Here is a 26967-nt window from a genome sequence, read left to right as displayed (position 1 = left end):
GGCCCCCGTACCTCGGCGGCAACACAACCCCCACCACCGCGGGCGCCGCCGCCCGCACCGGACACCCGTGCCGACCCGCGAGCCGTCCACCCCTCACGACATGAACCTGAACGACACGCGCGCCGCTGCGCAGGGCCGAGCGATCTGATGCTCTGGTACCTCGGCAAGCGCCTCCTGCAACTCATCCCCGTCTTCTTCGGGGCCACGTTCCTCATCTACTTCATGGTCTTCTCGCTGCCCGGCGACCCGATCGCCGCGCTGTTCGGCGACCGTCAGCCGTCGCCGCAGGTGATCGAGCAGCTCCGGCAGCAGTACAACCTGGACAAGCCGTTCCTCGTCCAGTACTTCCTGTGGATCGGTGGCGTCTTCCGCGGCGACCTCGGACTGACCTACTCGGGCCTGCCGGTGTCGCAGCAGCTCGCGTCGGCGTTCCCGATCACCGCGCGTCTGGCGCTCCTGTCCCTGCTCTTCGAGGCCGTCGCGGGCATCGTCGTCGGTGTCATCGCGGGTCTCAAGAAGGGCAAGTGGTTCGACACCTCCGCACTCGTCGTCTCGCTGCTGCTCATCTCGGTGCCGACCTTCGTCGTCGGCTTCCTGCTGCAGTACGTCTTCGGCATCCAGCTCGGTCTGTTCCGCGTGACCGTGTCGGGTCAGGCACCGTGGTCGGAGCTCGTGCTCCCGGCCGTCGTGCTCGCGACCGTGTCGTTCGCGTACATCGTGCGGCTCACGCGTGCCAGCGTCGCCGAGAACATGAACGCCGACTTCGTCCGGACCGCCACCGCGAAGGGCCTGCCCCGTCGTCGCGTGGTCGGGGTGCACATCTTCCGCAACTCGCTCATCCCCGTGGTGACCTACCTCGGTGTCGACATCGGCAACCTGATGGTCGGCGCGGTCGTGACCGAGGGCATCTTCAACATCAACGGTGTCGGCGGCACGGTGTTCCGCGCCGTCAAGCTCGGCGAGGGCCCCACGGTCGTGTCGTTCGTCGCCGTGATGGTCATCATCTTCATGCTCGCCAACCTCCTGGTCGACCTGCTCTACGCCGTCCTGGACCCGAGGATCCGCTATGCCAAGTAACGCCGAACCCCGCTCCGCGACGCACTACGTGGCGCCGATCGAGGAGACGCCGCTCCAGGCCGTCGACCAGGTCGACGAGACGGAGAAGACGCGCTCGACCTGGACCGACGCGTGGGACTCCATGCGTGTCCGCCCGACCTTCTGGATCTCCTCGGTCCTGATCCTGCTCGTGCTGGTCGTCGCGGTCTTCCCCGGCCTGTTCACGCACGTGGACCCGCGCGCCGCGAACCTCGACTTCAGTGACGAGGGCGCCCGCCCGGGTCACCCGCTCGGGTACAACCGCCAGGGCTACGACGTGTACGCCCGTGTCATCTGGGGCGCACGCAGCTCGGTCATCGTCGGCCTGGTGGCCACGATCCTGGTGTCGCTCGTCGGCATCATCATCGGTGCCCTCGCCGGCTTCTACGGCGGCTGGCTCGACACGATCGTCTCCCGCATCGGCGACATCTTCTTCTCGATCCCGACCATCCTCGGTGCGATCGTGATCATGTCGGTCATCCCGGCCCGCAACGCGATCACGGTGGCCCTCGTGCTCGCCGCGTTCGCGTGGCCGCAGATCGCCCGCATCATGCGCGGTGCGGTGCTCAGTGCGAAGCAGTCCGACTACGTCACCGCCTCGGCGGCGCTCGGTGTCAGCCGCTTCACCACGCTCGTCCGCCACGTGATCCCGAACGCCATCGCCCCGGTCATCGTCATCGCCACGGTGTCGCTCGGGTCGTTCATCGTCGCCGAGGCCACCCTGTCGTTCCTCGGCATCGGGCTGCCCCCGTCGGCGCTCAGCTGGGGCCTCGACATCGGGACCGCGCAGACGTCGATCCGCACCAACCCGTCGACGATCTTCTGGCCGTCCGCCGCCCTGTCCATCACCGTGCTCGCGTTCCTGCTCCTCGGCGACGTGGTCCGCGACGCGCTCGACCCGAAGGCGAGGGCCCGTCGATGACCGAGACGCTCACCGATCCCACCACCCGTCGTCCGGCCGGTTCCGGCGCCCCGCTGCTCGAGGTCTCCGGCCTGCAGGTCGGGTTCCGCACGCAGAGCGGTCTCGTGCAGGCCGTGCGCGGCGTCGACTTCACCCTCGAGCAGGGCGAGCGTCTGGCGATCGTCGGCGAGTCCGGTTCGGGCAAGTCGACCAGCGCCCAGGCGATCATCAAGCTGCTCGCCGGCACCGGCGAGGTCACCGGCGGGTCGATCAAGTTCAACGGGCGTGAGCTCGTCGGGCTGTCCGACAAGGAGATGGCCGGCATCCGCGGGAAGGAGATCGGCTACGTCCCGCAGGACCCGATGTCGAACCTCAACCCGTTGTGGTCGATCGGCTTCCAGGTCGAGGAGGCGATCAAGGCCAACGGCATGGCCACCGGCAAGCACGCGATCCGCGCCCGCGCGGTCGAGGTGCTGCAGGAGGCCGGCCTCGGCGACGCCGCCACCCGGCTCAAGCAGTTCCCGCACGAGTTCTCCGGCGGCATGCGCCAGCGGGTGCTCATCGGGATCGGTCTGTCCAGCCGCCCGCAGCTGCTCATCGCCGACGAGCCGACCTCGGCGCTCGACGTCACCGTCCAGCGGATCATCCTCGACCACCTCGAGACGCTGACCCGTGACTTCGGCACCTCGGTCCTGTTCATCACGCACGACCTCGGCCTCGCCGCCGAGCGTGCCGAGAAGCTCGTCGTGATGTACAAGGGCCAGGTCGTCGAGTCGGGTCCGTCCAAGGAGATCCTGGCGAACCCGCAGCACCCGTACACGCAGCGCCTCGTCGCCGCGGCGCCCTCGCTCGCGAGCCGTCGCATCCAGTCGAAGGTGCAGCACGCGCGGGTCGACATCGCCGACGCGGGCAGCGAGGACGACGAGCTGATCGCCCGCGCCCAGGAGCGCGAGCACCGTCCGGCGCAGGACCTCATCGTGGTGAAGAACCTGCAGAAGGTCTACAAGCTCCGCGGGAAGAACCTGCAGTCCCGCGAGCTCAAGGCCGTCGACGACGTCTCGTTCGCGATCCCGAAGGGCACCACCACGGCGCTCGTCGGCGAGTCGGGGTCGGGGAAGTCGACCGTCGCGAAGCTCGTGCTGCAGCTCGAGTCGATCAGCGGTGGTTCGGTCACGTTCGACGGCATCGACATCGGCGCCCTCAAGGGCAAGGAGCTGTTCGACTTCCGTCGCCGGGTGCAGCCGGTCTTCCAGGACCCGTACGGCTCGCTGGACCCGATGTACAACGTCGGGAACACGATCGCCGAGCCCCTCGCCACGCACAAGGTGGGCGACAAGGCGAGCCGCCGGGCCCGCGTGCTCGAGCTGCTCGACCAGGTCGCGCTGCCGAAGTCGATGGTGAACCGCTACCCGAACGAGCTGTCCGGTGGGCAGCGGCAGCGCATCGCGGTCGCGCGTGCGCTGGCGCTCAAGCCCGAGGTCATCGTGCTCGACGAGGCGGTCTCGGCGCTCGACGTGCTCGTCCAGGGACAGATCCTCGACCTGCTCACCGAGCTGCAGACCGAGCTCGACCTGACGTACCTCTTCATCACGCACGACCTCGCCGTCGTCCGCCTCGTCGCGGACAACGTCTGCGTCATGCGGAAGGGGCAGATCGTCGAGAAGGCGACGACCGACGAGGTCTTCGCGAACCCGAAGGAGCAGTACACGAAGGACCTGCTCGCCGCGATCCCGGGTGCCGGGTTCGAGTTCGGGCGCTGATCCCGCTGCACCACCCCGAGGCCGGACGTCCCGTCGTCCTCCGCGCAGGTCGCGGAGGCGCGGTGGCGTCCGGCCTCGTCGTCGTCCTGGGGGTGTTCCTGCTCGCCGACGCCGCGGTACGGGGGAGTTGGGACGTCGTCTGGGTCGCGGTCGGCCCGGTCGCCGCGATCGTGTGGGCGCTCTGGCTGCTCACCGTCCGGCCGTCGGTGCGGCTCGACGACGACGCGCTCACGGTCGTGAACCCGATGCGCACCACCCGCGTCCCGTGGGCTGCCGTCACCGACGTCCGGCTGCGCTGGCAGATCGTGGTGCAGACCGCCGACGGGCGCTCCGTCACCTGCCGCGGCGGGCCGTCGATCCGCGGGTCGCGTCCGGTCCGTCGTGGGCAGCTGTCCGTGCCGCAGGAGCCGGAGGAGCTGCGGACGATCCGCCAGCGCTGGCGCGCACGCCGCGCGGCCGGGGCACCCGACAGCGACGTCCGCCGCGGGTGGGACCGTCCCGCCGTCGTGACCGGGGCGGCGGTCGCGGTCCTGCTGCTGGTCTCCGCGGGCGCGCTGGCGGTCTGACGCACCACGGGGTGGTCGGGAGGCCCTGCGCGGTCCCGCCACGCGGCTCCCGTCCGCCGACGGGACGGCCGGGAGGCTCTGCGCGGTCCCGCCGCGCGCCTCCCGTCCGCCGACGGGATGGTCCGGAGGCTCGACGCGGTCCCGCCACGCGCCTCCTGGCCGTTGCGTGCTCGTCTAGAGCTGTGCGCCTGCCATCGACGCGGCGACACCGAGCACGATCATCGCCGTGACCGTCCACCCGTGCACGCGGTGGACGATGGTCGCGGCCTCGACGGTCGCCGGCGGCGGTCCGTCCTGCACGACCGGCGCCGGCACGTGCGCGCGGAGGACGTCCGCGACCTCCCGCACGTCGGCGGCCGTCGTCGCGCCGTCGCCCGGGCGACGGATCCCGAGCACGGCGGTCGGCCGCGTCGCGAGCCAGGTGCGGCGGACGCCCTCGGACGTGACCACCTCGATGCCGTACTTCGTGCGGACCTCCTGCACGCGGCGCCAGGGGTAGGTGCTCGTGCGGCGGACGTCGACGATCGTCAGCGTCTCCTCCGTGAGCTCGAACCGCGGGCGCCAGAGCACGGCCCACGCGATGAACGCGGTGAAGATGCTCGGGACGGGGACGAGCAACGGGTTGCCGCCGGTCAGGAGCGCGAGCGGCACCAGCACGACCGCGACGACCCACAGGACGACGGCGAACAGGCGTATCCGGGGCGCGACGACGGTGCTCATCCAGGCCATCGTAGGGGAGTGGGCGGGGTCGAGAGCGCCTCCCCGGGGACGTCCGGGAGCGGGTGTGACACACCTGCGCGTACCGCCGGACGACCCGGCTCCCCGGAGAGGCGGGTCCGTTGCGGACCTCGTCCGTCCATGGTCGGCACCGCCACGCCCGGGTGTCAACACCCGGTGCCCGATATTCAGGAACGCCGGTCCGTCCGGCGCGGTCAGACGAGTCGTTCGACCTGCTCGCGGATGGTGTCGGCCTTCGGGAAGCGCAGGCCGACGAGCCCGACGTGGCGCCAGCGGACGATGCCGTCGGCATCGATGACGAAGACCGAGCGGCGGAGGCCGATGCCCGGCGCACGGACGCCGTAGGCCCGCGCGACGTCGCCGCCGGTGTCGCTCAGCAGCGGGAAGGTGAGGGACGCACCGCGGGCGAAGTCCTCGTGCGAGTCCAGTGCCTGCGGGCTGACACCCCAGACGACCGCCCCGAGGTCGGTGAACTCGTCGAGCTCCTCCTGGTAGCTGCAGAGCTGAGCCGTGCACACGGGCGTGGCGTCGCCGGGGTAGAAGGCGAGGACGAGGGGGCGTCCGATGACCGCCGACAGGGCGTACTCGTCGTCCGTCCGTGCGCCGTTCCGGATGACCAGGCCGGGCAGGGAGAAGTCGGGCGCGGTCTCGCCCGGCTCGGGGATGCTCATGCCCTCACAGTAGGACAGGGAACGGGCCCGGTCGCGTTCTGCGACCGGGCCCGTCCTGGTGTCGTGCTGCTACTTCGTGAACCCGACCTTGGTCCAGTCGATGTTCTGCGCGCCCGCGAACGCGCCGTAGTTGGCGAGCTTCGGGTTCTGCGCGACGAGGGCCGGCTTCGCGGTGATCGGCATCGAGTGGCCGATCGCCCAGACCTGCTTGTCGACCTGGTTCCAGATCTCGTTCGCCTTGTCGGTGTCCGGCTCGGCGATGGCCTTCGCGACGAGTTCGTCGATCTTGTCGTCGCCGATGCGGCCGTAGTTCTGGCCGGTGTCGCCGGTGGTGTAGATCGAGGCGCCGCCCGAGTGGAAGCCGGTGCCGCCCCAGACGAAGATCGTCATGTCGTAGTTGCCCGGCGTGACGTACTGCTCGAAGAAGTCGTCCACCGCGACGGACTTGAGCTTCAGCTCGATGCCGACGTCCTTGAGCTGCTGCTGCATGACCTCGGAGAGCTTCTGCGATGCGGTCGCACCCGACGGGATCGTGATGGACAGCGAGAGCGTCTTGCCGTCCTTCTTGCGGTACTGACCGTCGGTCTTCCAGCCGTCGTCGTCCAGGATCTTCTTCGCCTTCTCGACGTCGAAGGTGCCGTTCGGGTCGGTGTTCGCCTCGTAGCCGTCGTCGGTCGACAGGAAGATGTGGTTGTCGAGCGTGCCGAGCTCGTACGGCAGCGTGCCGCCGATGACCTGCGCCAGCGCCTCACGGTTCACCGCGTGCTGGATCGCGAGTCGGAGCTGCTTGTCCTTGAGGATGCCCTTGGACGAGAAGTCGACGTGCGTGTACTGCGCCGAGGTCGAGGCGTAGACCTTCGAGTCCTTGGCGTCCTTGACGCGGTCGAACCGCTCGGACGTCGTCGTCAGGACCGAGTCGATCTCCTTGTTGAGGTAGGCGTCGACGTCCGCGTTGCCGTCGAGCGACCGGAAGATGACCTGGTCGAGCTTCGGCTTGTCACCCCACCAGTTCTCGTCGGGGACGATCGTCACGGTGCCGGCGGTCTCGTCGAGCTTCGACACCTTGTACGGTCCGGACGAGAGCGGCACCTTGCCCTTGTACGCCTCGTTGAACTGCTCCGGGGTGCCGGTCTGGCTCGCCGGGTAGAGCGGGCTGAAGAGCGACTTCCAGTCGGAGAACGGCTTGTCGAAGACGACCTTGACGTCCTGGTCGGACGAGCCCTTCGACACCGACGCGATGTCCTCGTACCCGGTGGTCGACCCGACCAGGTAGTCCGGGTTCGACCCGTTCAGGGCCTTCCACTCGTTCTCGAAGTCCTTCCACGTGATGGGGGACCCGTCGTTCCACTTCGCCTTCGGGTTGATCTCGTACTCGATCGTGAGCGGGTCGTCGCTCGTCGCCTCGGCCTTCGACACGTAGTCGGTGTCGAGCTGCGGTGCGCCCTTGCCGTCGATCACGTAGATGAACGGCATCGTCGCCTGTTCGATCGTGGAGGCGTCGACCAGGGCGCCGTCGACCTGGTTGTAGTTCCACTGCGTGATCCACTGCGAGATCGGCAGACGGAGCGTGCCGCCGTCCTGCAGGTCCGAGACCGGCTGCTCGTTGATCTGGGCCGAGGTGGGCAGGGTCTTCTTGCCCGAGTCGTCCGAGCCGCCGCCGGATCCTCCGTTGGATCCGCTCGAGCAGCCGGTCGCGACGAGAGCGAAGCCGGCGAGTGCCGCCGTCAACGCCAGGACTTTCCTGTGCTTCATGGTGTTCCCCTCGTGAAGTTGTGGATCACCATACGGCCCCCGCGCGGGGGCAGTCGACCCGTTCTGTTGCAAACACCAATCCGTTACGCGGGATGTGGCGGGATGTGATCTCCCGGAAACAAATCGGGTCGTATGGTGTTCCGCATGACCCGCTTCCTGGCGCGTCGACTCGTGTACTACGTCGTGCTCGTGTTCCTCGCCACCTCGCTGACGTACTTCCTGGCCTCGGCGACGTTCAGCCCCCGATCCGTCTACGCAGAACGCAACCCGGCACCGCCTGCGGCCACCATCGACAAGAAGCTCGACGACATCGGCGTCAACGACAAGACGCCGATCGTCGTGCGCTACGGGCACTGGCTCGGCGACGCCGTCCAGGGCGATCTCGGCCGGACGATCCAGGACCGCAGCGTCAACGACGCCTTCTGGCCGCGCCTGGGGGTGAGCCTGCGGCTGCTGGTGGTCGGGTCCCTGCTCGGCATCCTGCTCGGGGTGCTGCTCGGTGTCTGGAACGCCATCCGGCAGTACCGGATCTCGGACCGGGTGAGTGCGATCGTCTCGATCGTGCTCATCTCGACACCGGTGTTCCTGACGGCCGTGTTCCTGAAGATCGGAGCGACGAAGCTCAACCAGGACACCGGGACCCAGCTCATCAACTTCACCGGCGAGGCCACCCCGGGGCTGAGCGGCAGCGCGTGGGACCTGTTCCTCGACCGGGGCGTGCACCTGCTCCTGCCGACGATCTCCATCGCGCTCGGCCTCATCGCGATCTACAGCCGGTACCAGCGGGCGACGATGCTCGACGTGCTCGGCTCGGACTTCCTGCGGACCGCGCGGGCGAAGGGGCTGACGAAGCGCCAGGCGACCTTCAAGCACGGGCTCCGGACCGCGCTGATCCCCATGACGACGCTCTTCGCCTACGGGTTCCTCGGCATCCTCACCGGTGCGACCTTCACCGAGAAGATCTTCGGCTGGAACGGCCTCGGCGCGTGGTTCATCGACTCGGTGCAGAACAACGACGTGAACGCGGTGACCGCGTACACGCTGTTCGCCTCGGTCGTGGTCCTCATCGCGGGCTTCCTCGCGGACGTCCTCACCGCCGCCCTCGATCCGCGCGTGCGGAGGAGCTGACATGACCGACACCCGCATCGAACCCGTCGACGGCACGACCGTCGGCCGGTCCGACACGCCGCTGCCCGGCAGCCCGAAGCCGGGCGGGAAGCAGCGCAACCGCTTCGTGCAGACCGCCGTCCGCGTGTTCATGAACCGTGGAGCCGGGATCGGCCTCGTCGTGATCGTGCTGCTCTTCGCCTTCGCGTTCATCGGGCCGTTCGTGAGCCCGTTCGGCTACTCCCAGATCGACTACACCGCGTTCTCGCAGCCCCCGGGCGGCGCGCACTGGTTCGGTACGAACGGCATCGGGCAGGACGTCTTCGCGCAGACCGCTCGCGCCATGCAGAAGAGCCTGCTCATCGGCCTGCTGGTCGCGCTGTTCTCGACCGCACTCGCAGCGCTGACGGGTGCTGCTGCCGGCTACTTCGGCGGCTGGGTCGACCGGATCGTGATGTTCTTCGTCGACATGCTGCTCGTGCTGCCGTCGTTCCTCATCATCGCGATCATCAGCCCGCGCATCCAGGACTCCGGCTGGATCGTGCTCGTGGTCCTCATCGCGGCCTTCGGCTGGATGGTCACCGCCCGTGTCGTCCGCTCGATGACGCTCTCGGTGAAGGAGCGCGAGTTCGTGCGCGCCGCCCGGTACATGGGCATCGGCCCGTTCCGGATCATCCTCCGGCACATCCTGCCGAACGTGGCCTCGTTCCTCATCATCGACGGGACCATCCAGGTCGGGGCCGCGGTGCTCGCGGAGACGAGCCTGAGCTACTTCGGCTTCGGCGTCCAGCCACCGGACGTCTCGCTCGGCACGCTCATCGCACAGAACCAGGACGCCGCGCTCACCAGCCCGTGGCTGTTCTTCTTCGCGGCCGGGGCGCTCGTGGTCTTCGCGATCGCGGCGAACCTGCTCGGCGACGGGCTGCGCGACGCGCTCGACCCGACGTCGGCGACGGGCAAGAAGCAGAAGCGGACCGGTCGGAAGCGCGACCAGAACCAGGCCGCGGTCGACGCCGCGACCATCACCACGCAGGCAGGGGCCGGCGCATGAGCACCACCACCACGACGACCACCACGACCGAACCGCTGCTCCGTGTCCGCGACCTCGACGTCCGGTTCCCGACCCCGCGCGGCGTCGTGCACGCCGTTCGGGGGGTCGACCTCGAGCTCCGGCGGGGCGAGGTCCTCGGCATCGTCGGTGAGTCCGGTTCGGGCAAGTCCGTCACGAGCATGGCGATCCTCGGACTGCTGCCGGAGACCACGAAGGTCACGGGGTCGATCGCGCTCGAGGGGCAGGAGCTCCTCGGCCGCAGCGACCGGCAGCTGAGCAAGCTGCGGGGCGCCAAGGTGGCGATGGTCTTCCAGGACCCGCTGTCCGCCTTCACGCCCGTGTACACGATCGGTGAGCAGATCGCCGAGACCGTCCGCGTGCACCGGGGTGCCTCCAAGCAGGACGCACGCGCCCGGGCGATCGAGCTGCTCGAGCTCGTCGGCATCCCGCAGGCCGAGCAGCGCGTGGACGCCTTCCCGCACGAGTTCTCCGGCGGCATGCGGCAGCGCGCGATGATCGCGATGGCCATGGCGAACGACCCGGACGTGATCCTGGCCGACGAACCGACCACGGCACTGGACGTGACGATCCAGGCCCAGATCATCGACGTGCTCCGCACCGCGCAGCGCGAGACCGGTGCGGCGTTGGTCTTCGTCAGCCACGACCTCGGGGTGATCGCCGGGATCGCCGACCGCATCGCCGTCATGTACGCCGGCCGGATCGTCGAGACCGCGAGTGCGGACGAGCTGTTCGCCCGACCACGCATGCCCTACACGATCGGCCTCATCGGCGCGCTGCCCCGGCTCGACGAGTCGAGCGGCGAGCCGCTGGTCCCGATCCCCGGGTCGCCGCCGTCGCTCATCGGGCTGCCCGACGCCTGCCCGTTCGCCGACCGGTGCCCGCTCGCCGCCGCCGTCTGCCGTGGGTCGGAACCGCCGCTCGCAGCGATCGACGTGGCGGCCGGTGTCCCCGGAGAAGGACCGGTCGACACCTCGGTGCCGCACGCCGTCGCCTGCCACCGGTACGAGGAGGTCGCCGAGGCCCACGCCGACGCCGGCGCGATCTTCCGGCTGCCCGAGATCCCGGACGCCGGGGTGCCCGCCACCACGCCCGCCGCCCGCGAGCAGCGCCCCGCCGTCGTCCAGGTCGAGGGACTGACGAAGACGTTCCCGCTCGTCAAGGGATCGGTGTTCAAGCGCAAGGTCGGCGAGGTCTACGCGGTGGACGGCGTCGACCTCGACATCCGCACGGGCGAGACGCTCGGGCTGGTCGGGGAGTCGGGGTCCGGCAAGTCGACGACCCTGCACCAGCTGATGGACCTCGAGCGGCCCGAGCACGGCACGGTCGAGCTCTTCGGACAGCCGGTCACGGCGTCGAAGCAGCTGCGGCAGCGCATCTCGATGGTGTTCCAGGACCCCGCAGCGAGCCTCGACCCGCGCATGTCCGTGTACGACGTCGTCGCCGAACCGCTCCGGGCCATCGGCGCCTCGTCGGACCGCATCGCCGAGCGGGTGCCGGAGCTCCTCGGGCTCGTGGGACTCCGTGCCGCCGAGGCCGACCGCTACCCGCACGAGTTCTCCGGCGGGCAGCGGCAGCGCATCTCGATCGCTCGGGCGCTCGCCACCGAGCCGGAGCTCATCGTGCTCGACGAGCCGGTCTCCGCGCTCGACGTGTCGATCCAGGCCGGGGTGCTCAACCTGCTCGCCGACCTCAAGGCACGACTCGGGTTGTCGTACCTGTTCGTGTCGCACGACCTGTCGGTGATCCGGCACGTCGCGGACCGGGTGAGCGTGATGTACCTGGGCCGCACGGTCGAGGAGGGCGCGGTGGACGAGGTGTTCGAGCGCCCGATGCACCCGTACACGGCTGCGCTCATGTCGGCGGTCCCGGTGCCGGATCCCGTCGTGGAGCGCGCACGGCGGACGATCCTGCTGCCGGGGGACCCGCCCAGCCCGACCGAGCGCCCGACCGGCTGCCGGTTCCGCTCGCGCTGCCCGCTCTACGCGATGCTGCCCGAGGCGCAGCAGGCGCGGTGCCGCGACGAGGTGCCCGAGAAGGCGCCGCGCGCCGGCGCGGAGCGCGATCACCGTGCGGCGTGCCACTACCCGGAGCAGGTGCCGCAGCTGGTCGCGTGACCAGCCGACGGACGGAAGGCGCGGTGCCGGTCGGTACCGCGCCTCCCGTCCGTCACCCGGTCACCTCGGGCCCGTCCTGCCGTGAGACGGTCTCGTCACGTCGAGACGCCGCAGGATTCTGCGGCGTCTCGCGTCGATGCCTCCGTCTGACGGGCACGCCGGCGTCTCGCCTCGGCGACGCACCCGCTCACCGGAACAGCCCCGGGAACGCCTGGGCGACGAAGGGGTAGCCCACGAAGACGACGGCGTCGAGCAGGCAGTGCGTGATGACGAGCGGGAGCAGCCGCCCCCACCTCGTGTAGATCCACCCGAACACGACGCCCATCACCGCGTTCCCCACGAACGCCCCGAACCCCTGGTAGAGGTGGTAGCTCCCGCGCAGGACCGCGGTCGACAGGATGACCTGCCACCGCCCCCACCCGAGCCCGCCGAGTCGCTCGTACAGGTACCCGATGACGATGACCTCCTCCTGCAGCCCGGACCGGACGGCCGAGAGCAGCAGGACGGGGATCGTCCACCAGTAGGTGTTCAGCGCCGCCGGGTCGACGTCCACCGTGAAGCCGAGTGCGCGACCGGTGAAGTAGAGCGCGAGTCCGGGGACGCCGATGCCGAGCGCGATGAGGGCGGCACCGCCGAGGTCCGGCCGCGCCCGGAAGCGGTCGATGCCGAGCCGGTGGAGGTGCGGGCGCCTCGCGCTCCAGAGGAGGTAGCAGACCAGCGCGACCGGGGCCAGGTCGACCGCGATGCCGACGAGCTGCCGCGCGAGGTCGACGTACTGCACGGTCGTGGTCGACGTGTTGAGCGCCGTCGACTGCTCGCCGAGGGGCGTCGTCTGCGACAGGTCGTCGATGATCTGCAGCACCGAGTACAGCGCGCTGCCGCCCAGTGAGAGCATGAGGACGATCGTGATCTCGGTCCACGTCCGCCGTCGGGTCATGCGCTGTACTCCTCAGGGTTGCGAACTACCGGTAGACTGGCGTGTCGGGCGTTCCAGCCCACCCACGGGCAGTGCCACCACGGCGCGAGAGCCGCCGTCGGCCGCCCGATCTTCTCCGAACACTTGAAGGATGTCCTGTATGGCGCTCGCCACCCGGTCCGACCTGCGCAACGTCGCCATCGTGGCACACGTCGACCACGGCAAGACCACCCTCGTCGACGCGATGCTCACGCAGACCAACTCGTTCGACGCCCACTTCGAGGGCGAAGACCGGATGATGGACTCGAACGACCTCGAGCGCGAGAAGGGCATCACCATCCTCGCGAAGAACACCTCGGTGCTCTACAACGGGGAGCACGCCGAGGAGTTCAACCCGGGTGGCCGCATCACGATCAACGTGATCGACACCCCCGGCCACGCCGACTTCGGTGGTGAGGTCGAGCGCGGCCTCTCCATGGTCGACGGTGTCGTGCTGCTCGTCGACGCGTCCGAGGGCCCGCTGCCCCAGACCCGCTTCGTGCTGCGCAAGGCGCTCGCCGCGAAGCTCCCGGTGATCCTGCTCGTCAACAAGACGGACCGCCCGGACTCCCGCATCGACGAGGTCGTCTCCGAGTCGCAGGACCTGCTCCTCGGCCTGGCCTCCGACCTGTCGGACGAGGTCGACGACCTCGACCTCGACGCGATCCTCGACGTCCCGGTCGTCTACGCGTCCGGTCGTGCCGGTGCCGCGAGCCGCAACAAGCCGAACGACGGCGAGCTGCCCGACAACGACGACCTCGAGCCGCTGTTCGAGGCGATCCTGCAGCACGTGCCGGCGCCGACGTACGACGACGAGCACCCGCTGCAGGCGCACGTCACCAACCTCGACGCCTCGCCGTTCCTCGGCCGCCTCGCGCTGCTCCGCATCTTCCACGGCACGATGAAGAAGGGGCAGACGGTCGCGTGGGTCAAGCACGACGGCACCGTCGCGAACGCCCGCATCACCGAGCTGCTCATCACGAAGGCACTCGACCGCTTCCCGGCCGAGTCCGCGGGCCCCGGTGACATCGTCGCCGTCGCCGGCTTCGACACCATCACCATCGGTGAGACGCTGTCCGACCCCGAGGACGTCCGCCCGCTGCCGACCATCACGGTCGACGACCCCGCCATCTCGATGACCATCGGGACCAACACGAGCCCGCTCGTCGGCAAGGTCAAGGGCCACAAGCTGACCGCGCGCATGGTCAAGGACCGCCTCGACCGCGAGCTCATCGGCAACGTGTCGCTCAAGGTGCAGGACATCGGCCGTCCGGACACCTGGGAGGTCCAGGGCCGTGGTGAGCTGGCGCTCGCCATCCTGGTCGAGCAGATGCGCCGCGAGGGCTTCGAGCTCACCGTGGGCAAGCCGCAGGTCGTCACGAAGCGTGACGAGAACGGCAAGCTCCAGGAGCCCTACGAGCACATGACGATCGACACGCCGGAGGAGCACCTCGGCGCGATCACGCAGCTCATGGCCGCGCGCAAGGGTCGCATGGAGAACATGACGAACCACGGCACCGGCTGGATCCGCATGGAGTTCATCGTGCCGTCGCGTGGCCTCATCGGCTTCCGCACGTCGTTCCTCACCGAGACCCGTGGCACGGGCATCGCGAACGCGATCTCGCACGGCTACGACGACTGGGCGGGCCCGATCCAGACCCGCATCAACGGCTCGATCGTCTCCGACCGCGCCGGTGTCGTGACGCCGTTCGCCATCACGAACCTGCAGGAGCGCATGACGTTCTTCGTCAACCCGACGGAGGAGGTCTACGAGGGCATGGTCATCGGCGAGAACTCGCGCGCCGACGACATGGACGTGAACATCACGAAGGAGAAGAAGCTCACGAACATGCGTTCGGCGAACGCCGACTCCTTCGAGTCGATGACGCCGTCGCGCCAGCTCTCCCTCGAGGAGTGCCTGGAGTTCGCGCGCGAGGACGAGTGCGTCGAGGTCACCCCCGACAACGTGCGCATCCGCAAGGTCGAGCTCGACGCGCAGGCCCGTCAGCGCGCGTACGCCCGCCTGAAGCGCCAGGACGCGTAACCCCGCGACAGGCCTGGAGGCACTGCCTCCGTCCGACGGCCCGGTCACCTCGTCGAGGTGGCCGGGCCGTCGGCGTCCGCGCCCTCCGGCTCCGGGGTTACGGTGGACGGGTGACCCTCGATCTCCTCTCCCTGTACCAGGACCTGCACGCCCACCCGGAGCTCGGCTTCCAGGAGCACCGCACCGCCGGTGTGATCGCCGACCGACTGGCCGAGATCGGTGGGATCGAGGTCACCACGGGCGTCGGCGGCACGGGCGTCGTGGGCGTCCTGGCGAACGGCGACGGGCCGGTCGTGTGGCTCCGCGCCGACATCGACGGCCTGCCCGTGCAGGAGCGCACGGGGCTGTCCTACGCGAGCACGCACACCGGCCGCGACGACGAGGGCGTCGAGGTCCCGACGATGCACGCCTGCGGACACGACATCCACGTCACGTGGCTGCTCGGGACCCTCGAGCGCCTCGTCGACACCCGTGACGCGTGGCACGGCACGGTCGTCGCCGTCTTCCAGCCCGCGGAAGAGGTCATCTCCGGTGCCCGCGCGATGATCGAGGACGGCCTGGTCGAGCGCTTCCCGCAGCCGGAGGTCGTGCTGGGGCAGCACTCCGCCCCCGCGCCGGTCGGGATCGTCGCGGTCGGCAGCGGACCGGTCATGGCGTCGAGCGACCGGATGACGGTCACGTTCAACGGCCGCGGCGCGCACGGTTCGGCGCCGCAGGCCTCGCTCGACCCGATCGTCACCGCCGCGAGCGCCGTCGTGCGGCTGCAGACGGTCGTCTCCCGCGAGGTCTCGCCGTCCGACGCCGGCGTCGTCACCGTCGGCGCCTTCCACGCCGGGACCCGGCCGAACATCATCCCGGACCAGGCCGTCATCGAGATCTCGACGCGCGCCCGGAACGAGGAGACCCGCGAGCGGATCATCGCCTCGATCGAGCGCATCGTGCGGGCCGAGAGCGAGGCGGGCGGCCTCGCCGCGCCGACCATCGAGCGTGCCCCGGGTGCCGAGGTGACCGTGAACGACCCCGAGGCGGCGAAGCGCGTGCTCGAGGCGATCCGTCCCGTCGTGCCCGGTGCGCGCGACCTGGAGATCGGGCTGGCGATGGCGTCGGAGGACGTCGGCCAGCTCGCCACCGCGGCGGGGGTGCCGCTCGTGTACTGGTTCACCGGCATCACCGATCCGGAGCTGTTCCGCCGCGGCGAGGAGATCCCGAGCAACCACTCGCCGTTCTACGCGCCGCAGGCCGAGACGGCGATCCCGGTCGGCGTCGACGCCCTGACGGCAGCCGCCCGCACCTACCTGTCCTGACCGGCGGCGCGGCGGACGGGAGACTTCCCAGGGAACGCACGCCGCGCCTCCCGGCAGTCCACCTAGGGTGTCCGCATGCGCACGACCCGGACCCTCATCGCCGCCGTGACCGCGGGGATCGCCCTCGCGGGCCTGACCGGCTGCTCCGCCGACGCGGTGCGCCAGGCGACCGACCTCGGCTCGTCGGTCGCCTCGAACGTCAGCGAGACCGTGCAGGGCATCGACGGCGAGGCGGTCCAGGACGGCATGGCCTCGGTCGCGGGCGGCATCGACGGCGCCCTCGACGCGGCACTGTCGGGCACGGGCGTGACGAGCGACGGCAGGGTGCCGGACGGCTTCCCGACCGCCGACGTCCCGCTCGTCGACGGCACCGTGCTCGGCGGTGGGGCCGGGCCGAACGGTTCCGGCTGGGTGGTCCAGGTCCGCGTGGCCTCGGTCGACGACTTCGCGGCGGCCGCCGAGCAGCTCGCTGCCGCCGGGTACACCGAGTCCGCGAAGCGTGCGGACACGTCGAGCGCGTTCGGGATGTTCCGCAGCGACGCGTACCGCGTGGTGCTGACGGTGTCCGAGTCGTCGGACGGCGTCACCGCGACGTACATCGTCACGCCCCGCTAGCGAAGTACCCTGGGACGCGATGTCCAAGGCTCCCGCACCGCGTCCCGAGCGCGTCCTGTTCGTGCACGCCCACCCCGACGACGAGACCCTGTCGTCCGGCGGCACCATCGCCACCCTGCTCGAGCTCGGCGCCGAGGTGACGGTGCTCACCGCGACGCGGGGCGAGCGCGGCGAGATGCTCACCGAGGCCCTGGCGCCGCTCTTCGGTGACGGCCCCCGTGTCGCCGCACACCGCGAGACCGAGATCGCCGCCGCGCTGGCCGCGCTCGGCGGCCCGGCACACCTGTGGCTCGGCGGCCGGGGAGCACGTCCCACCGACCTGCCCGAGCGGCGGTACAGCGACTCCGGCATGCAGTGGGGACCGGACGGACGCGCGACGGCCGCCGACGACGCCCCGGCCGACTCGCTCACCGCGGCGGACCTGGGCGAGGTCGTCGACGACGTGCGCGCGGCGATCCGCTCCACCGGCGCCGACGCGGTGGTCAGCTACGCCGACGACGGCGGGTACGGCCACCCGGACCACGTGCGGGTGCACCACGCTGCCCGGTACGCGGCCCGGGCAGAGGAGGTCCCCTTCTCGATGATCGTCGACCCGACGTCGGACGAGGTCGACCTGACCGTCGACGTCGTCCCCGTCCGGGCGAAGGTCCGCGCCGCCGTCGAGCAGTACCGGTCGCAGGTCGCCATCGACCCCGTGGACCCGACCGACCCGCAGCGCCTGACCTGGGTGATGCCCCACGGCGTCCGGCAGGAGGCCCCCGCGATCGAGGCGTTCCGGCACGACGCCGACCCGGTGCCCCACGCTCCCGAGACCTTCGCCGAGCTCACCCGTCAGGGGAAGGTGACCGCGGTCGTCGTCGCGGCGGTCGCCGGGCTCGTCGTCGGAGCACTCGGGACCGTCACGCACCAGCAGCGGCTTGCGGGCTTCCCGGTCGGCATGGTCCTGACGACGCTCATCGTGCTCGGACTCGTGGTGGGACTGCGCCTCCTGTACCGCTCGCGGGCGATGGTCGCAGCGGCCGGCATCGGGATCATCGCCGCGACGCAGGTGCTCGTGAGCGTCGGCGGGCAGTCGTCCCCGCTGGTGCTCGCGAACCTCGCCGGCTACGTCTGGACCTTCGCGCCGGCGGCGATCGCGGCGTTCACCCTCGCCTGGCCCGACCTGTCGGGGCTGCGCGCCCGCGCCGCGGCGGCGTCGGCGTCCGGAGCCGGAGCCGGCGCCGGGACGGCTGCCGCATCGTCCACGGACACCGCGCGGTCCGGGGCTCCCGGGCGCCGCGAGTAGACTCGACCACGCTCAGTCCGAAGGGAGCACCCGCACCGTGACCTACGTGATCGCCCAGCCCTGTGTCGACGTCAAGGACCGCGCCTGCATCGACGAATGCCCGGTCGACTGCATCTACGAGGGTGACCGGTCGCTGTACATCCACCCCGACGAGTGCGTCGACTGTGGTGCGTGCGAGCCGGTCTGCCCGGTCGAGGCGATCTACTACGAGGACGACCTGCCGGACGAGTGGGCCGACTACTACAAGGCCAACGTCGAGTTCTTCGACGAGGTCGGTTCGCCCGGCGGTGCTGCCAAGGTCGGTGTGATCCACAAGGACCACCCCGTCATCACGGCCCAGCCCCCGCGCGGCTGACCCCGGACCGCTCCGTGGCGCTCGACCTCCCCGACTTCCCCTGGGACCAGCTCGTCCCGTTCAAGCAGCGCGCAGCGGCGTACGAGGGCGGTATCGTCGACCTCAGCGTCGGTTCGCCCGTCGACCCGACCCCTGAGGTCGTCCGACGAGCCCTGGCAGGAGCGACCGACGCGCACGCCTACCCGCAGGTCGCCGGCACGCCCGCGCTGCGCGAGGCGATCGCCGACTGGTACGGCCGTCGGCAGGGCGTCACGCTGACGCCGGAGCAGGTGCTCCCGACGATCGGGTCGAAGGAGTTCATCGCCGGGCTCGCGCTCTGGCTCGGGATCGGCCCGGGGGACACCGTCGTGTTCCCGGAGGCCGCGTACCCGACCTACGAGCTCGGAGCCGCGCTCGTGCGCGCCGACGCGCTGGCATCGGACGACCCCGCCGCATGGCCGGAGAGCACGAAGCTCGTGTGGCTGAACTCGCCCGGCAACCCGGACGGTCGCGTGCTGTCCGTCGAACAGCTGCGCGCCGCGGTCGCACGGGCGCGGGAGCTCGGCGCCGTGATCGTCGGCGACGAGTGCTACGCCGAGCTCGGGTGGGAGCCGCCGTACGACGCGTCGCCGACACCCTCGATCCTCGACCCGCAGGTCGTGGGCGACCGGGTCGACGGTGTGCTCAGCGTGTACTCGCTGTCGAAGCAGTCGAACCTCGCCGGGTACCGTGCTGCCTTCGTCGCGGGGGACGCGGCGATCCTGGCCGACGTGCTGGCGGTCCGGAAGCACACCGGCATGATGCCGCCGCTGCCGGTCCAGGACGCGATGATCGTGGCCCTCGCCGACGACACGCACGTGCAGCAGCAGAAGGCCCGCTACCGCGCCCGACGGAACATGCTCCGACGGGCACTCGAAGGGGCGGGCTTCCGGATCGACCACAGCGAGGCCGGGCTCTACCTCTGGGCGACCCGCGGCGAGCCCGCGCTCGAGACCGTCGGCTGGCTGGCGGAGCGGGGCATCCTCGTCGCACCGGGCACCTTCTACGGGCCCGCCGGGGCGGAGCACGTCCGGGTGGCGCTCACCGCGACCGACGACCGGATCGCGGCCGCGGCGCAGCGGCTGGCGAGCACCCGGAGACTGGCCGCGTCCTGATCGAGGTGGGCCGCGCCTCCCGGTCGTGACGAGGGGCGAGACCGCTGTGCGCTCCCCGCACAATCCGTGGAATCCACCAGATCTCCGCCTTCCGGTGGTGCACGACCGACAGTCGGCGCAGTTAGGCTGTCGTCGTGACTGACACTGCCAACGACGCTCAGAAGACGGCCACACCGCCCACCACGCCCGTCCCCGTGAGCCCCGCCGCCGCGGAGTCGACGGAGACGGCGACACTGACGTTCCCGGGTGGCACGGCGGAGTTCCCGATCCTGCCGAGCGTCGACGGTGCGTCCGCCATCGACATCTCCTCGCTGAAGAAGCAGACCGGGCTGAACACGCTCGACTACGGCTTCGTCAACACCGGCGCGACCAAGAGCGCCATCACGTACATCGACGGCGACCAGGGGATCCTGCGCTACCGCGGGTACCCGATCGACCAGGTCGCATCGGGGTGCACCTACCTCGAGGTCGCGTGGCTCCTCATCTACGGTGAGCTCCCCACGAAGGAGGAGCTCGACGACTTCGACGCCCGCATCCGTCGGCACACGCTCCTGCACGAGGACCTCCGCCGGCTCTTCGACGCGCTGCCGCACTCGGCGCACCCGATGTCGGTGCTGTCGAGCGCCGTGAGCGCACTGTCCACGTACTACGAGGACGACATGGACGTCGACGACCCCGAGAAGGTCGAGTTGCAGACCGTCCGGCTCCTCGCGAAGCTGCCGGTCATCGCCGCCTACGCGCACAAGAAGGCGATCGGGCAGGCGTTCCTCTACCCGGACAACAAGCTGTCGTTCGTCGACAACTTCCTCCGGCTGAACTTCGGCACCATGGCCGAGCCGTACGAGCCGAACCCGGTGCTGTCGAAGGCGCTCGAGCGGCTCCTCATCCTGCACGAGGACCACGAGCAGAACGCCTCCACCTCGACCGTGCGCCTGGTCGGCTCGACGAAGGCGAACATGTTCGCGTCGATCTCCGCCGGCATCAATGCGCTGTACGGGCCGCTGCACGGTGGCGCGAACGAGGCCGTGCTCGAGATGCTGCAGCAGATCAAGGACTCCGGTGAGCCGGTGTCGCGCTTCGTCGAGCGGGTGAAGAACAAGGAGCGCGGGGTGAAGCTCATGGGCTTCGGGCACCGCGTCTACAAGAACTACGACCCGCGCGCGAAGCTCGTGAAGGAGTCCGCGCACGAGGTACTGCAGTCGCTCGGGGTGCAGGACGACCTGCTCGACATCGCGATGGAGCTCGAGCAGATCGCGCTCGAGGACGAGTACTTCGTGAGCCGCAAGCTCTACCCGAACGTCGACTTCTACACGGGCATCATCTACCGGGCGATGGGCTTCCCGCCGCGCATGTTCACGGTGTTGTTCGCCATCGGGCGTCTGCCGGGATGGATCGCCCAGTGGCGTGAGCTCAACAACGATCCGCTCAACAAGATCGGCCGCCCGCAGCAGCTCTACGTGGGGCACCCGGAGCGGGACCTGCCCGCTCGCTGACGTCCGGCCCCGGCCCACTCGACACGGTCCGAGAGGCCCGCTCGCGCCCCGCGAGCGGGCCTCTTCCGTCACGCTCGACGGGCGCGAGCCGTGAGCGGGCCATTCCTGTCACGCTCAACGGTTGCGAGCGCGCGAGCGCGCGAGCGGGCCATTCCTGTCACGCGCGTCGTCGTCCGGCGACGGTTCCTGCACGCTCGGCAGGAGACGCGCGGCGTGTCCTGCCCGCTCGGTGACCTGAGGGCAAGTGCGCGCGCGCCGGACGGGAGGCGCGGTGCGGGCTGGCACCGCGCCTCCCGTCCGGCGTGCAGCCCGTTCCTTCCCGACACGCGTGCCACGGCAGGCGGAACCGGGCGTACCTGGTCGATCCTGCGGATCAGGTACGCCCGGTTCTGCTCGGTACGCCCGGTTCTGGTGGGTACGCCGGGGCCTGCTGCGTACGCCCGGGCCTGCTGCGTACGCCCGGTTCCATCGAGTGCGCCCGGATTCCGTCGGCGCCAGCCGGCGTCACCCGGCTCGCGCCGAGCTCCTCGTGGCGCTCAGGAGCGGCGGTCAGGCGGCGTGCAGGAGCGGCGGTCAGCAGGCGCGGTGCGCCGCCGACGGGAACCGGCCCGTCGCCGTCGCCCAGGTCCCGAGCAGGTCGACGGCCGCACGGAACGCGGGCGTGCCCGGTCGGTTCAGGAAGGCGTGCCGATCGGCCAGGACGTGTCGCTCCACCGACGTGCCCGCCGAGACGAGTTCGGCAGCGAACCGCTCGCCCGACGCCCGCATCGCGTCGGACGCGGCGTCGACGACGAAGGCGGGCGGGAAGCCGGTCAGGTCCTGTCCGCCGGCGAACGCCGTCCGCTGCCCGAGTGCCGTCCGGGGCACCGCGTTCCGGTTCGCGACGTCGAGGGCCCACGGGGCGTGCGTCACACGGCGGTGTCCGCGGACGGTGCGCTGCACGGCGCGGTCGCGGGGGAGTCGGGCGTGGTGGAAGCCGTACGCGAGGACGACGCCCTCCGGCGGGTCGCCGGCATCGAGCAGGCCGAGCGTCGCGGCGGACGCGAGGCACGCCCCCGCGCTCGCCCCACCGAGCAGCAGCGGCCCGTCGGTGTGCGCCCTCGTGTGTCGGACCACCGCGAGCACGTCGTCGTGCGCGTGGGGCCACCGCGCCCGGGGCCGAGCTCCACGGCGTCCGACCCAGGGCAGCCCGGGCAGCGGAGCGAGGCGGTAGTCGACGGTCACGACGGCGAGCCCGTGGGCGGCCAGCGCGGTGGCGACGGCGTGCGACTCCGGTTGGTCGAGGCCGCCGCGGAAGAACCCGCCCCCGTGCAACCACACCAAGGTGGGTCGGCCCGGGCGTCCGTACTGCCGGACGGGCACCGGTCCGTGCGGCCCCCCGATCGTCGCCCCCATGCCGTCTCTCGTCGGGAGCCGCGCTACGCGTGCAGCGCCGTGTTGAGCTGGATGCCCTGGCCCTGGCGCTGCAGGGCCTCGACCACACCCGAGAGCGAGTTGCGCCGGAACAGCACGTTCGGCACGCCCGACAGCTCTGCGGCCTTCACGGTGCGCGGCGTGCCGTCCGGGTTCGGTGCGACACCCACCAGGACGACCTTGGTGCCGGCCGTCACGTAGAGTCCGGCCTCGATCACGGAGTCGTCCCCGAGCGAGATGCCGAGGCCGGCGTTCGCCCCGAGGAGCGCCCGCTCGCCCAGCGACACCCGGTGCGTCCCGCCGCCGGACAGGGTCCCCATGATCGACGCACCCCCACCGATGTCGGTGCCGTCTCCGACGACGACCCCCTGCGACACCCGACCCTCGATCATGGCGTCACCGAGCGTGCCGGCGTTGAAGTTCACGAAGCCCTCGTGCATGACGGTCGTGCCGGGAGCCAGGTGTGCGCCCAGCCGCACCCGGTTGGCGTCGCCGATGCGCACCCGGTCCGGCACGACGTAGTCGAGCAGGCGGGGGAACTTGTCGACCGCGTGCACCGCGATGCCCGCGCGCTGCAGGACCGGACGCAGGCGGACGAGGGCGTCCGGGTGCACCGGGCCGGCGTTGGTCCAGGCGACGATCGGCAGGTGACCGAAGACGCCGTCGAGCGAGACGGTGTTCGGCCGGACGTGCAGGTGGCTGAGCAGGTGCAGCCGCAGGTACGCATCGGGCGTGCTGGTCGGTGCGTCGTCGATGACGATCTCGGTCGTCACCGCCTCGATCCGGACCTCGCGTCGGGGGTCGTCGCCGACGTGCGCCTCGAGCTCGGGCGGGAACACCGCGTCGGCCGGACGCGCACCGAGGTGCGTCTCGGGGTACCAGGTGTCGAGGACGGTGCCGTCGGCAGCGATCGTCGCGAGGCCGTGGCCCCAGGCGTGCGTGGGTCGGTCGGTGGCTGCGGTCGCGTCGGTCACGCCACCAGGGTAGCGAGCGGGCCGGTCGGCGACCCGTCCGGGGAGACGGTCTGTGGAGAACGTCGGTGACGCGACCAGGCCGGCCTGGAGGCGCGGGTGCTGTGGACGGATCGGCACCGTCCACAGGTGGTCGCCTCACCGTCCGCTGAGGGAAGCGGCCGGTACGCTGACCGCATGCCGGAGCAGCTCGACCTCACCGCCTCGTCCATCGACATCACGCGCGCCGTCTGCGACATCGAGTCGGTGTCGGGGAACGAAGGACCCCTCGCCGACGCGATCGAGGCGGCGCTGTCGTCGCTGCCCCACCTCGACGTCGTGCGCGACGGCGATGCGATCGTGGCACGCACGCAGCTCGGTCGCGAGCGCCGGGTCGTGATCGCCGGGCACATCGACACGGTGCCGCTCAACGGCAACCTGCCGACCGAGTTCCGGACCGCGGACGACGGCACCGAGATCCTCTGGGGTCGCGGCACGGTCGACATGAAGGCCGGGTGCGCCGTGCAGCTGAAGCTCGCGCACGACCTGACCGAGCCGAACGTCGACGTCACGTGGGTGTTCTACGACCACGAGGAGGTCAGCGACTCCCTGAACGGCCTCGGTCGGCTGGCGCGGACCCGTCCCGAGCTGCTCGCGGGCGACTTCGCGATCCTCGGCGAGCCGTCGGGGGCCCAGATCGAGGGTGGGTGCAACGGCAACCTCCGCGCCGAGGTCCGGACCTCCGGCAAGCGCTCCCACAGCGCACGCAGCTGGATCGGCGACAACGCGATCCACAAGACCGCACCGATCCTGGCGACGCTCGCGGCGTACGAACCGCGCACCGTGACGGTCGACGGGCTCGAGTACCGCGAGGGGCTCAACGCCGTGGGCATCACCGGGGGCATCGCCGGCAACGTCATCCCGGACGAGGCCATGGTGCACGTGAACTACCGCTTCGCGCCGTCGCGCAGCGCGGACGAGGCGGTCGCGCACATCCGAGAGCTGTTCGACGGGTACGACGTGCAGATCGTCGACCTCGCCGCCGGCGCCCGCCCCGGGCTCGACGCGCCGCTCGCGCAGCAGTTCGTCGCAGCGGTCGGCGGCCCGGCCCCGCGCCCGAAGTACGGGTGGACCGACGTCGCCCGCTTCTCGGCGCTCGGGGTCCCGGCGGTCAACTACGGTCCCGGCGAGCCGGTCTTCGCCCACCACGACGACGAGCAGGTCCCCGTCGACCAGATCACCGCGGTCGAGGACGGCCTGCGTCGGTGGCTGACGGCGTGACCACCGGCCCCGCGCGCACCGTCGCGGGGCTCCACGGCGCCGGCCGCTGGCGCGCGCGCTACCGGCTCGTGCCCTGGTGGGTCCGGGTCACCGTCGTCTACGTGGTCGCGCGTCTCGTGACGGGGGCGATGCTCCTGGCCTTCGCCGGAGTGCAGACCGCCAACTCGTTCACCGGCGCGCGTCCGTCGTACCTGTCCTTCGCATCGATCTGGGACGGCGCCTGGTACCGGGTGATCGCGTCGAACGGGTACCCGTCGACCCTGCCGATGGACGCCGCGGGCCACGTCACCGAGAACGCGTGGGCGTTCATGCCCGCGTACCCGTTCCTCGTCCGAGGGCTGATGGTGCTGACCGGGGCGTCGTTCGAGGCCGTCGCGGTCACGGTGTCGCTGGTCGCCGGGTGGGGCGCTGCGCTGGTGTTCCGACGGCTGATGGGCCGCTTCCTCGACGACGGCCGGGCGACGTTCGCCACGGTGCTGTTCTGCGTCGCGCCGGTGTCCGCTGTGTTCCAGGTTGCCTACGCCGAGGCGATGGGGCTCTTCCTGCTCCTGGTCGCCCTGCTGCTGATGGTGGACCGCCGCTGGTGGACGATGGTGCCGGTCGTGCTGCTGCTCGGGATGACCCGACCGACCGGGCTCGCGTTCGCGTTCCTCGTGGTGCTGTTCCTGGCCGCCTGGACGATCCGGCCGTCATGGGTGCGCGAGGTGGAGCGGCCGACCCTGCGCACCGCTCTGCCGCCACTCGTCGTGGGTGCGGTCTCGGGGCTCGTCGGACTCGCATGGCCGGCGATCGCGTGGGCGGTGACCGGGGTCCCGAAGGCGTACACCGATACCGAGCTCGCCTGGCGGTCGTCGTACATCGGGTGGCGGGAACTCGTCCCGTTCGCGCCGTGGATCCAGGGCGCCGGCTGGTGGTTCGGGCAGCCGGCGGGCGGGATCCTGCTCGCCGTGGCGCTCGTCGGGTTCGCGGTGTTCGTCGCGCACCCCGCTGTGCGGCGCGTCGGCCTCGAGCTGCGGTTGTGGGGCGTGGCCTACGTCGTCTACCTGCTCGCCGTGTTCTTCCCGCAGTCGAGCACCTGGCGCATCCTGCTGCCGATCGCGCCGCTCCTCGGCATCGTGGCCCTCCCGCGGTCGTCGGGCTACCGGGTGCTGGTGGTCGCGGTCTGTCTCGGTCTGCAGTTCGTCTGGCTGTACACCTGCTGGTGGGTCGACGGCTACGACTGGACGCCGCCGTGATCGACCTCGCGGTCGTCTGAGTCCTCGGCGGCGGGTGTCGCCGAGGGGTCCTCGCCCGGGCGCCAGTCGGCCGCGGCGTGCACCATCGCGTTCACCGTCGCGATGAACGGTACGGCGAAGAAGGCTCCGACGACGCCGGCGATCGTGGTGCCCGCGGTCACGCCGAGCACGACGCCGAGCGGGTGCACCCGGACGGCCGAGCCGGTGAGGAACGGGTGCAGCACGTGGCTCTCGAGCTGCTGGACCACCACCACCACGGCGAGCATGACCAGCGCCGGGACCAGTCCGTTGAAGACCAGCGCGATGAGCACGGCGACGATGCCGGCGACGATCGCCCCGACCACCGGGACGAACGCGCCGAAGAACACGATCACGCCGATCGGGACGGCGAGCGGGAGGCCGAGCGCGAGCGCGCCGATGACGATGCCGAGTGCGTCCGTCACCGCGACGACGAGCTGTACGCGGATGAAGCTGGTGAGGGTCTTCCACCCCGCCTGACCCGCGGCGTCGATGCGCCCGCGCGAGCGTCGCGGGAAGATCCGCACCACCCACGACCAGATCCGGCGGCCGTCGATGAGCACGAAGATCGTCGTGAACACCACGATGAACAGCCCCTCGAGCGCGTGCACCAGCCCGCTGCCCGCCTCGGCGGCCCCGGACAGGATCGACGCGACGTGGGTCTGCAGGAACTTCGTCGCCTCCGCCAGGTACTTCGTGACCTGCGCCGAGGTGATGCCGAACGGCTCGGACGCGAGCAGGGTCTGGAAGGTCTGCACGTTGCTCGTCAGTCGACGCTCGAGCGTCGGCAGGTCGTAGCGGATCTGCGCCGTCACGACGAGCGCCAGGACACCGAGGACGACCACGACCGAGATGCAGGCCGTGAGCACGGCGAGCCACTTCGGCCACCGGTGACGTTGCAGGAACGCCGAGAAGGGGGCGAGCAGTGCGCAGACGAGCAGCCCGACCAGGAACGGCACGAGGATGTCCTGCAGCAGGACCACGAGGGCGACGACGACGGCGAGGGCAGCCACCACCACGAGGAAGCGCCACGAGAACGCTCCGGCGATGCGCATGCCCCTCGGCACCGCCTCGACGACCGGATCGACCTGTGGACGCAGCATGGAGCGG

At 70.8% G+C, this 26967-nt stretch carries 23 protein-coding genes; 16 read left to right on the top strand and 7 right to left on the bottom strand.

Translation table 11 applies throughout. The features are described from left to right. Positions 1-147: 147 nt before the first annotated feature. The 4 genes from ACIQFY_RS08990 (at position 148) to ACIQFY_RS08975 (ending at position 4322) form a co-directional block, all read left to right on the top strand. Positions 148-1077: an ABC transporter permease gene (locus ACIQFY_RS08990; RefSeq protein ID WP_066652773.1), complete on the top strand. Its 930-nt coding sequence runs from the start codon at positions 148-150 to the stop codon at positions 1075-1077. Further along, complete coding sequence (locus tag ACIQFY_RS08985) at positions 1067-2017, top strand: ABC transporter permease (protein WP_066652788.1); 951 nt, start codon at positions 1067-1069, stop codon at positions 2015-2017. The genes ACIQFY_RS08990 and ACIQFY_RS08985 overlap by 11 nt, the downstream gene beginning before the upstream one ends. Then, positions 2014-3756, top strand: a complete 1743-nt coding sequence (locus ACIQFY_RS08980; protein ID WP_326495698.1) for an ABC transporter ATP-binding protein — start codon at positions 2014-2016, stop codon at positions 3754-3756. Before ACIQFY_RS08985 ends, ACIQFY_RS08980 begins: the two co-directional genes overlap by 4 nt. Before the next feature lie 62 nt (positions 3757-3818). Next, positions 3819-4322 carry a PH domain-containing protein gene (locus ACIQFY_RS08975; protein WP_066652794.1) on the top strand — a complete coding sequence of 168 codons (504 nt, stop codon included), beginning with the start codon at positions 3819-3821 and terminating at the stop codon, positions 4320-4322. A 174-nt stretch (positions 4323-4496) separates the two neighbouring features. Here ACIQFY_RS08975 and ACIQFY_RS08970 read toward each other — a convergent pair whose 3' ends face one another. The 3 genes from ACIQFY_RS08970 to ACIQFY_RS08960 all read right to left on the bottom strand — a co-directional run bounded on the left by ACIQFY_RS08970 (position 4497) and on the right by ACIQFY_RS08960 (position 7483). Next, positions 4497-5042 carry a hypothetical protein gene (locus tag ACIQFY_RS08970; RefSeq protein WP_400339503.1) on the bottom strand — a complete coding sequence of 182 codons (546 nt, stop codon included), beginning with the start codon at positions 5040-5042 and terminating at the stop codon, positions 4497-4499. A 212-nt stretch (positions 5043-5254) separates the two neighbouring features. Continuing rightward, the gene (locus ACIQFY_RS08965) at positions 5255-5731 is read right to left on the bottom strand and encodes a peroxiredoxin (protein ID WP_209683664.1); all 477 of its coding nucleotides are present in this window, start codon (positions 5729-5731) and stop codon (positions 5255-5257) included. 69 nt (positions 5732-5800) lie between these two features. Next, positions 5801-7483 (bottom strand): ABC transporter family substrate-binding protein, encoded by a 1683-nt coding sequence (locus tag ACIQFY_RS08960; RefSeq protein WP_400339500.1) that lies wholly within the window; start codon positions 7481-7483, stop codon positions 5801-5803. Positions 7484-7627: 144 nt separating this feature from the next. Here ACIQFY_RS08960 and ACIQFY_RS08955 point away from each other — a divergent pair, with 144 nt between their 5' ends. The 3 genes from ACIQFY_RS08955 to ACIQFY_RS08945 are packed head-to-tail and all read left to right on the top strand — an operon-like array spanning position 7628 to position 11776. Further along, positions 7628-8611, top strand: coding sequence for an ABC transporter permease (locus ACIQFY_RS08955; RefSeq protein WP_066657847.1), 984 nt, complete (start codon positions 7628-7630; stop codon positions 8609-8611). A gap of 1 nt (position 8612) precedes the next feature. Further along, positions 8613-9641, top strand: coding sequence for an ABC transporter permease (locus ACIQFY_RS08950; protein WP_400339496.1), 1029 nt, complete (start codon positions 8613-8615; stop codon positions 9639-9641). Continuing rightward, positions 9638-11776, top strand: a complete 2139-nt coding sequence (locus tag ACIQFY_RS08945) for a dipeptide ABC transporter ATP-binding protein (protein ID WP_400339493.1) — start codon at positions 9638-9640, stop codon at positions 11774-11776. Before ACIQFY_RS08950 ends, ACIQFY_RS08945 begins: the two co-directional genes overlap by 4 nt. A gap of 187 nt (positions 11777-11963) precedes the next feature. Here ACIQFY_RS08945 and ACIQFY_RS08940 read toward each other — a convergent pair whose 3' ends face one another. Continuing rightward, positions 11964-12713, bottom strand: coding sequence for a CPBP family intramembrane glutamic endopeptidase (locus ACIQFY_RS08940; protein ID WP_066652815.1), 750 nt, complete (start codon positions 12711-12713; stop codon positions 11964-11966). 139 nt (positions 12714-12852) lie between these two features. Here ACIQFY_RS08940 and typA point away from each other — a divergent pair, with 139 nt between their 5' ends. The 7 genes from typA (at position 12853) to ACIQFY_RS08905 (ending at position 20960) form a co-directional block, all read left to right on the top strand. Continuing rightward, positions 12853-14775 (top strand): translational GTPase TypA, encoded by a 1923-nt coding sequence (gene typA / locus ACIQFY_RS08935; RefSeq protein ID WP_251154704.1) that lies wholly within the window; start codon positions 12853-12855, stop codon positions 14773-14775. Between the two features lie 110 nt (positions 14776-14885). Next, positions 14886-16079, top strand: a complete 1194-nt coding sequence (locus ACIQFY_RS08930; protein WP_400339489.1) for an amidohydrolase — start codon at positions 14886-14888, stop codon at positions 16077-16079. A gap of 75 nt (positions 16080-16154) precedes the next feature. After that, positions 16155-16694: a hypothetical protein gene (locus ACIQFY_RS08925; RefSeq protein WP_400339487.1), complete on the top strand. Its 540-nt coding sequence runs from the start codon at positions 16155-16157 to the stop codon at positions 16692-16694. 19 nt (positions 16695-16713) lie between these two features. Further along, entirely contained in the window at positions 16714-17979 is a 1266-nt protein-coding gene (locus ACIQFY_RS08920; protein WP_400339484.1) for a PIG-L family deacetylase, read from the top strand. A 37-nt stretch (positions 17980-18016) separates the two neighbouring features. Continuing rightward, complete coding sequence (gene fdxA, locus ACIQFY_RS08915) at positions 18017-18334, top strand: ferredoxin (protein WP_066652836.1); 318 nt, start codon at positions 18017-18019, stop codon at positions 18332-18334. Between the two features lie 14 nt (positions 18335-18348). After that, complete coding sequence (gene dapC, locus ACIQFY_RS08910; RefSeq protein ID WP_400339480.1) at positions 18349-19467, top strand: succinyldiaminopimelate transaminase; 1119 nt, start codon at positions 18349-18351, stop codon at positions 19465-19467. Between the two features lie 194 nt (positions 19468-19661). After that, entirely contained in the window at positions 19662-20960 is a 1299-nt protein-coding gene (locus ACIQFY_RS08905) for a citrate synthase (protein ID WP_400339912.1), read from the top strand. Between the two features lie 573 nt (positions 20961-21533). On the opposite strand, the gene ACIQFY_RS08900 is transcribed toward ACIQFY_RS08905, so the two are convergent. Next, positions 21534-22355, bottom strand: a complete 822-nt coding sequence (locus tag ACIQFY_RS08900; protein ID WP_400339477.1) for an alpha/beta hydrolase — start codon at positions 22353-22355, stop codon at positions 21534-21536. 23 nt (positions 22356-22378) lie between these two features. Then, on the bottom strand, positions 22379-23347 hold the full coding sequence (gene dapD / locus ACIQFY_RS08895; RefSeq protein ID WP_400339474.1) for a 2,3,4,5-tetrahydropyridine-2,6-dicarboxylate N-succinyltransferase: 969 nt from the start codon (positions 23345-23347) through the stop codon (positions 22379-22381). A 174-nt stretch (positions 23348-23521) separates the two neighbouring features. Between dapD and dapE the strand changes: the two genes are divergently transcribed. Beyond that, positions 23522-24604: a succinyl-diaminopimelate desuccinylase gene (dapE, locus tag ACIQFY_RS08890; RefSeq protein WP_326495709.1), complete on the top strand. Its 1083-nt coding sequence runs from the start codon at positions 23522-23524 to the stop codon at positions 24602-24604. Further along, entirely contained in the window at positions 24601-25839 is a 1239-nt protein-coding gene (locus ACIQFY_RS08885) for a hypothetical protein (protein ID WP_400339472.1), read from the top strand. Before dapE ends, ACIQFY_RS08885 begins: the two co-directional genes overlap by 4 nt. On the opposite strand, the gene ACIQFY_RS08880 is transcribed toward ACIQFY_RS08885, so the two are convergent. Next, positions 25818-26960, bottom strand: coding sequence for an AI-2E family transporter (locus ACIQFY_RS08880; RefSeq protein ID WP_158407733.1), 1143 nt, complete (start codon positions 26958-26960; stop codon positions 25818-25820). The two genes, ACIQFY_RS08885 and ACIQFY_RS08880, sit on opposite strands and share 22 nt — an antisense overlap. Positions 26961-26967: the final 7 nt, after the last annotated feature.

It is taken from the genome of Curtobacterium sp. NPDC092190 (assembly GCF_044755625.1).
Taxonomy (GTDB): Bacteria; Actinomycetota; Actinomycetes; order Actinomycetales; family Microbacteriaceae; genus Curtobacterium.
The sequence above is the reverse complement of the archived record's forward strand: the minus strand, read 5'-3'. Positions and strand labels throughout refer to the sequence as shown.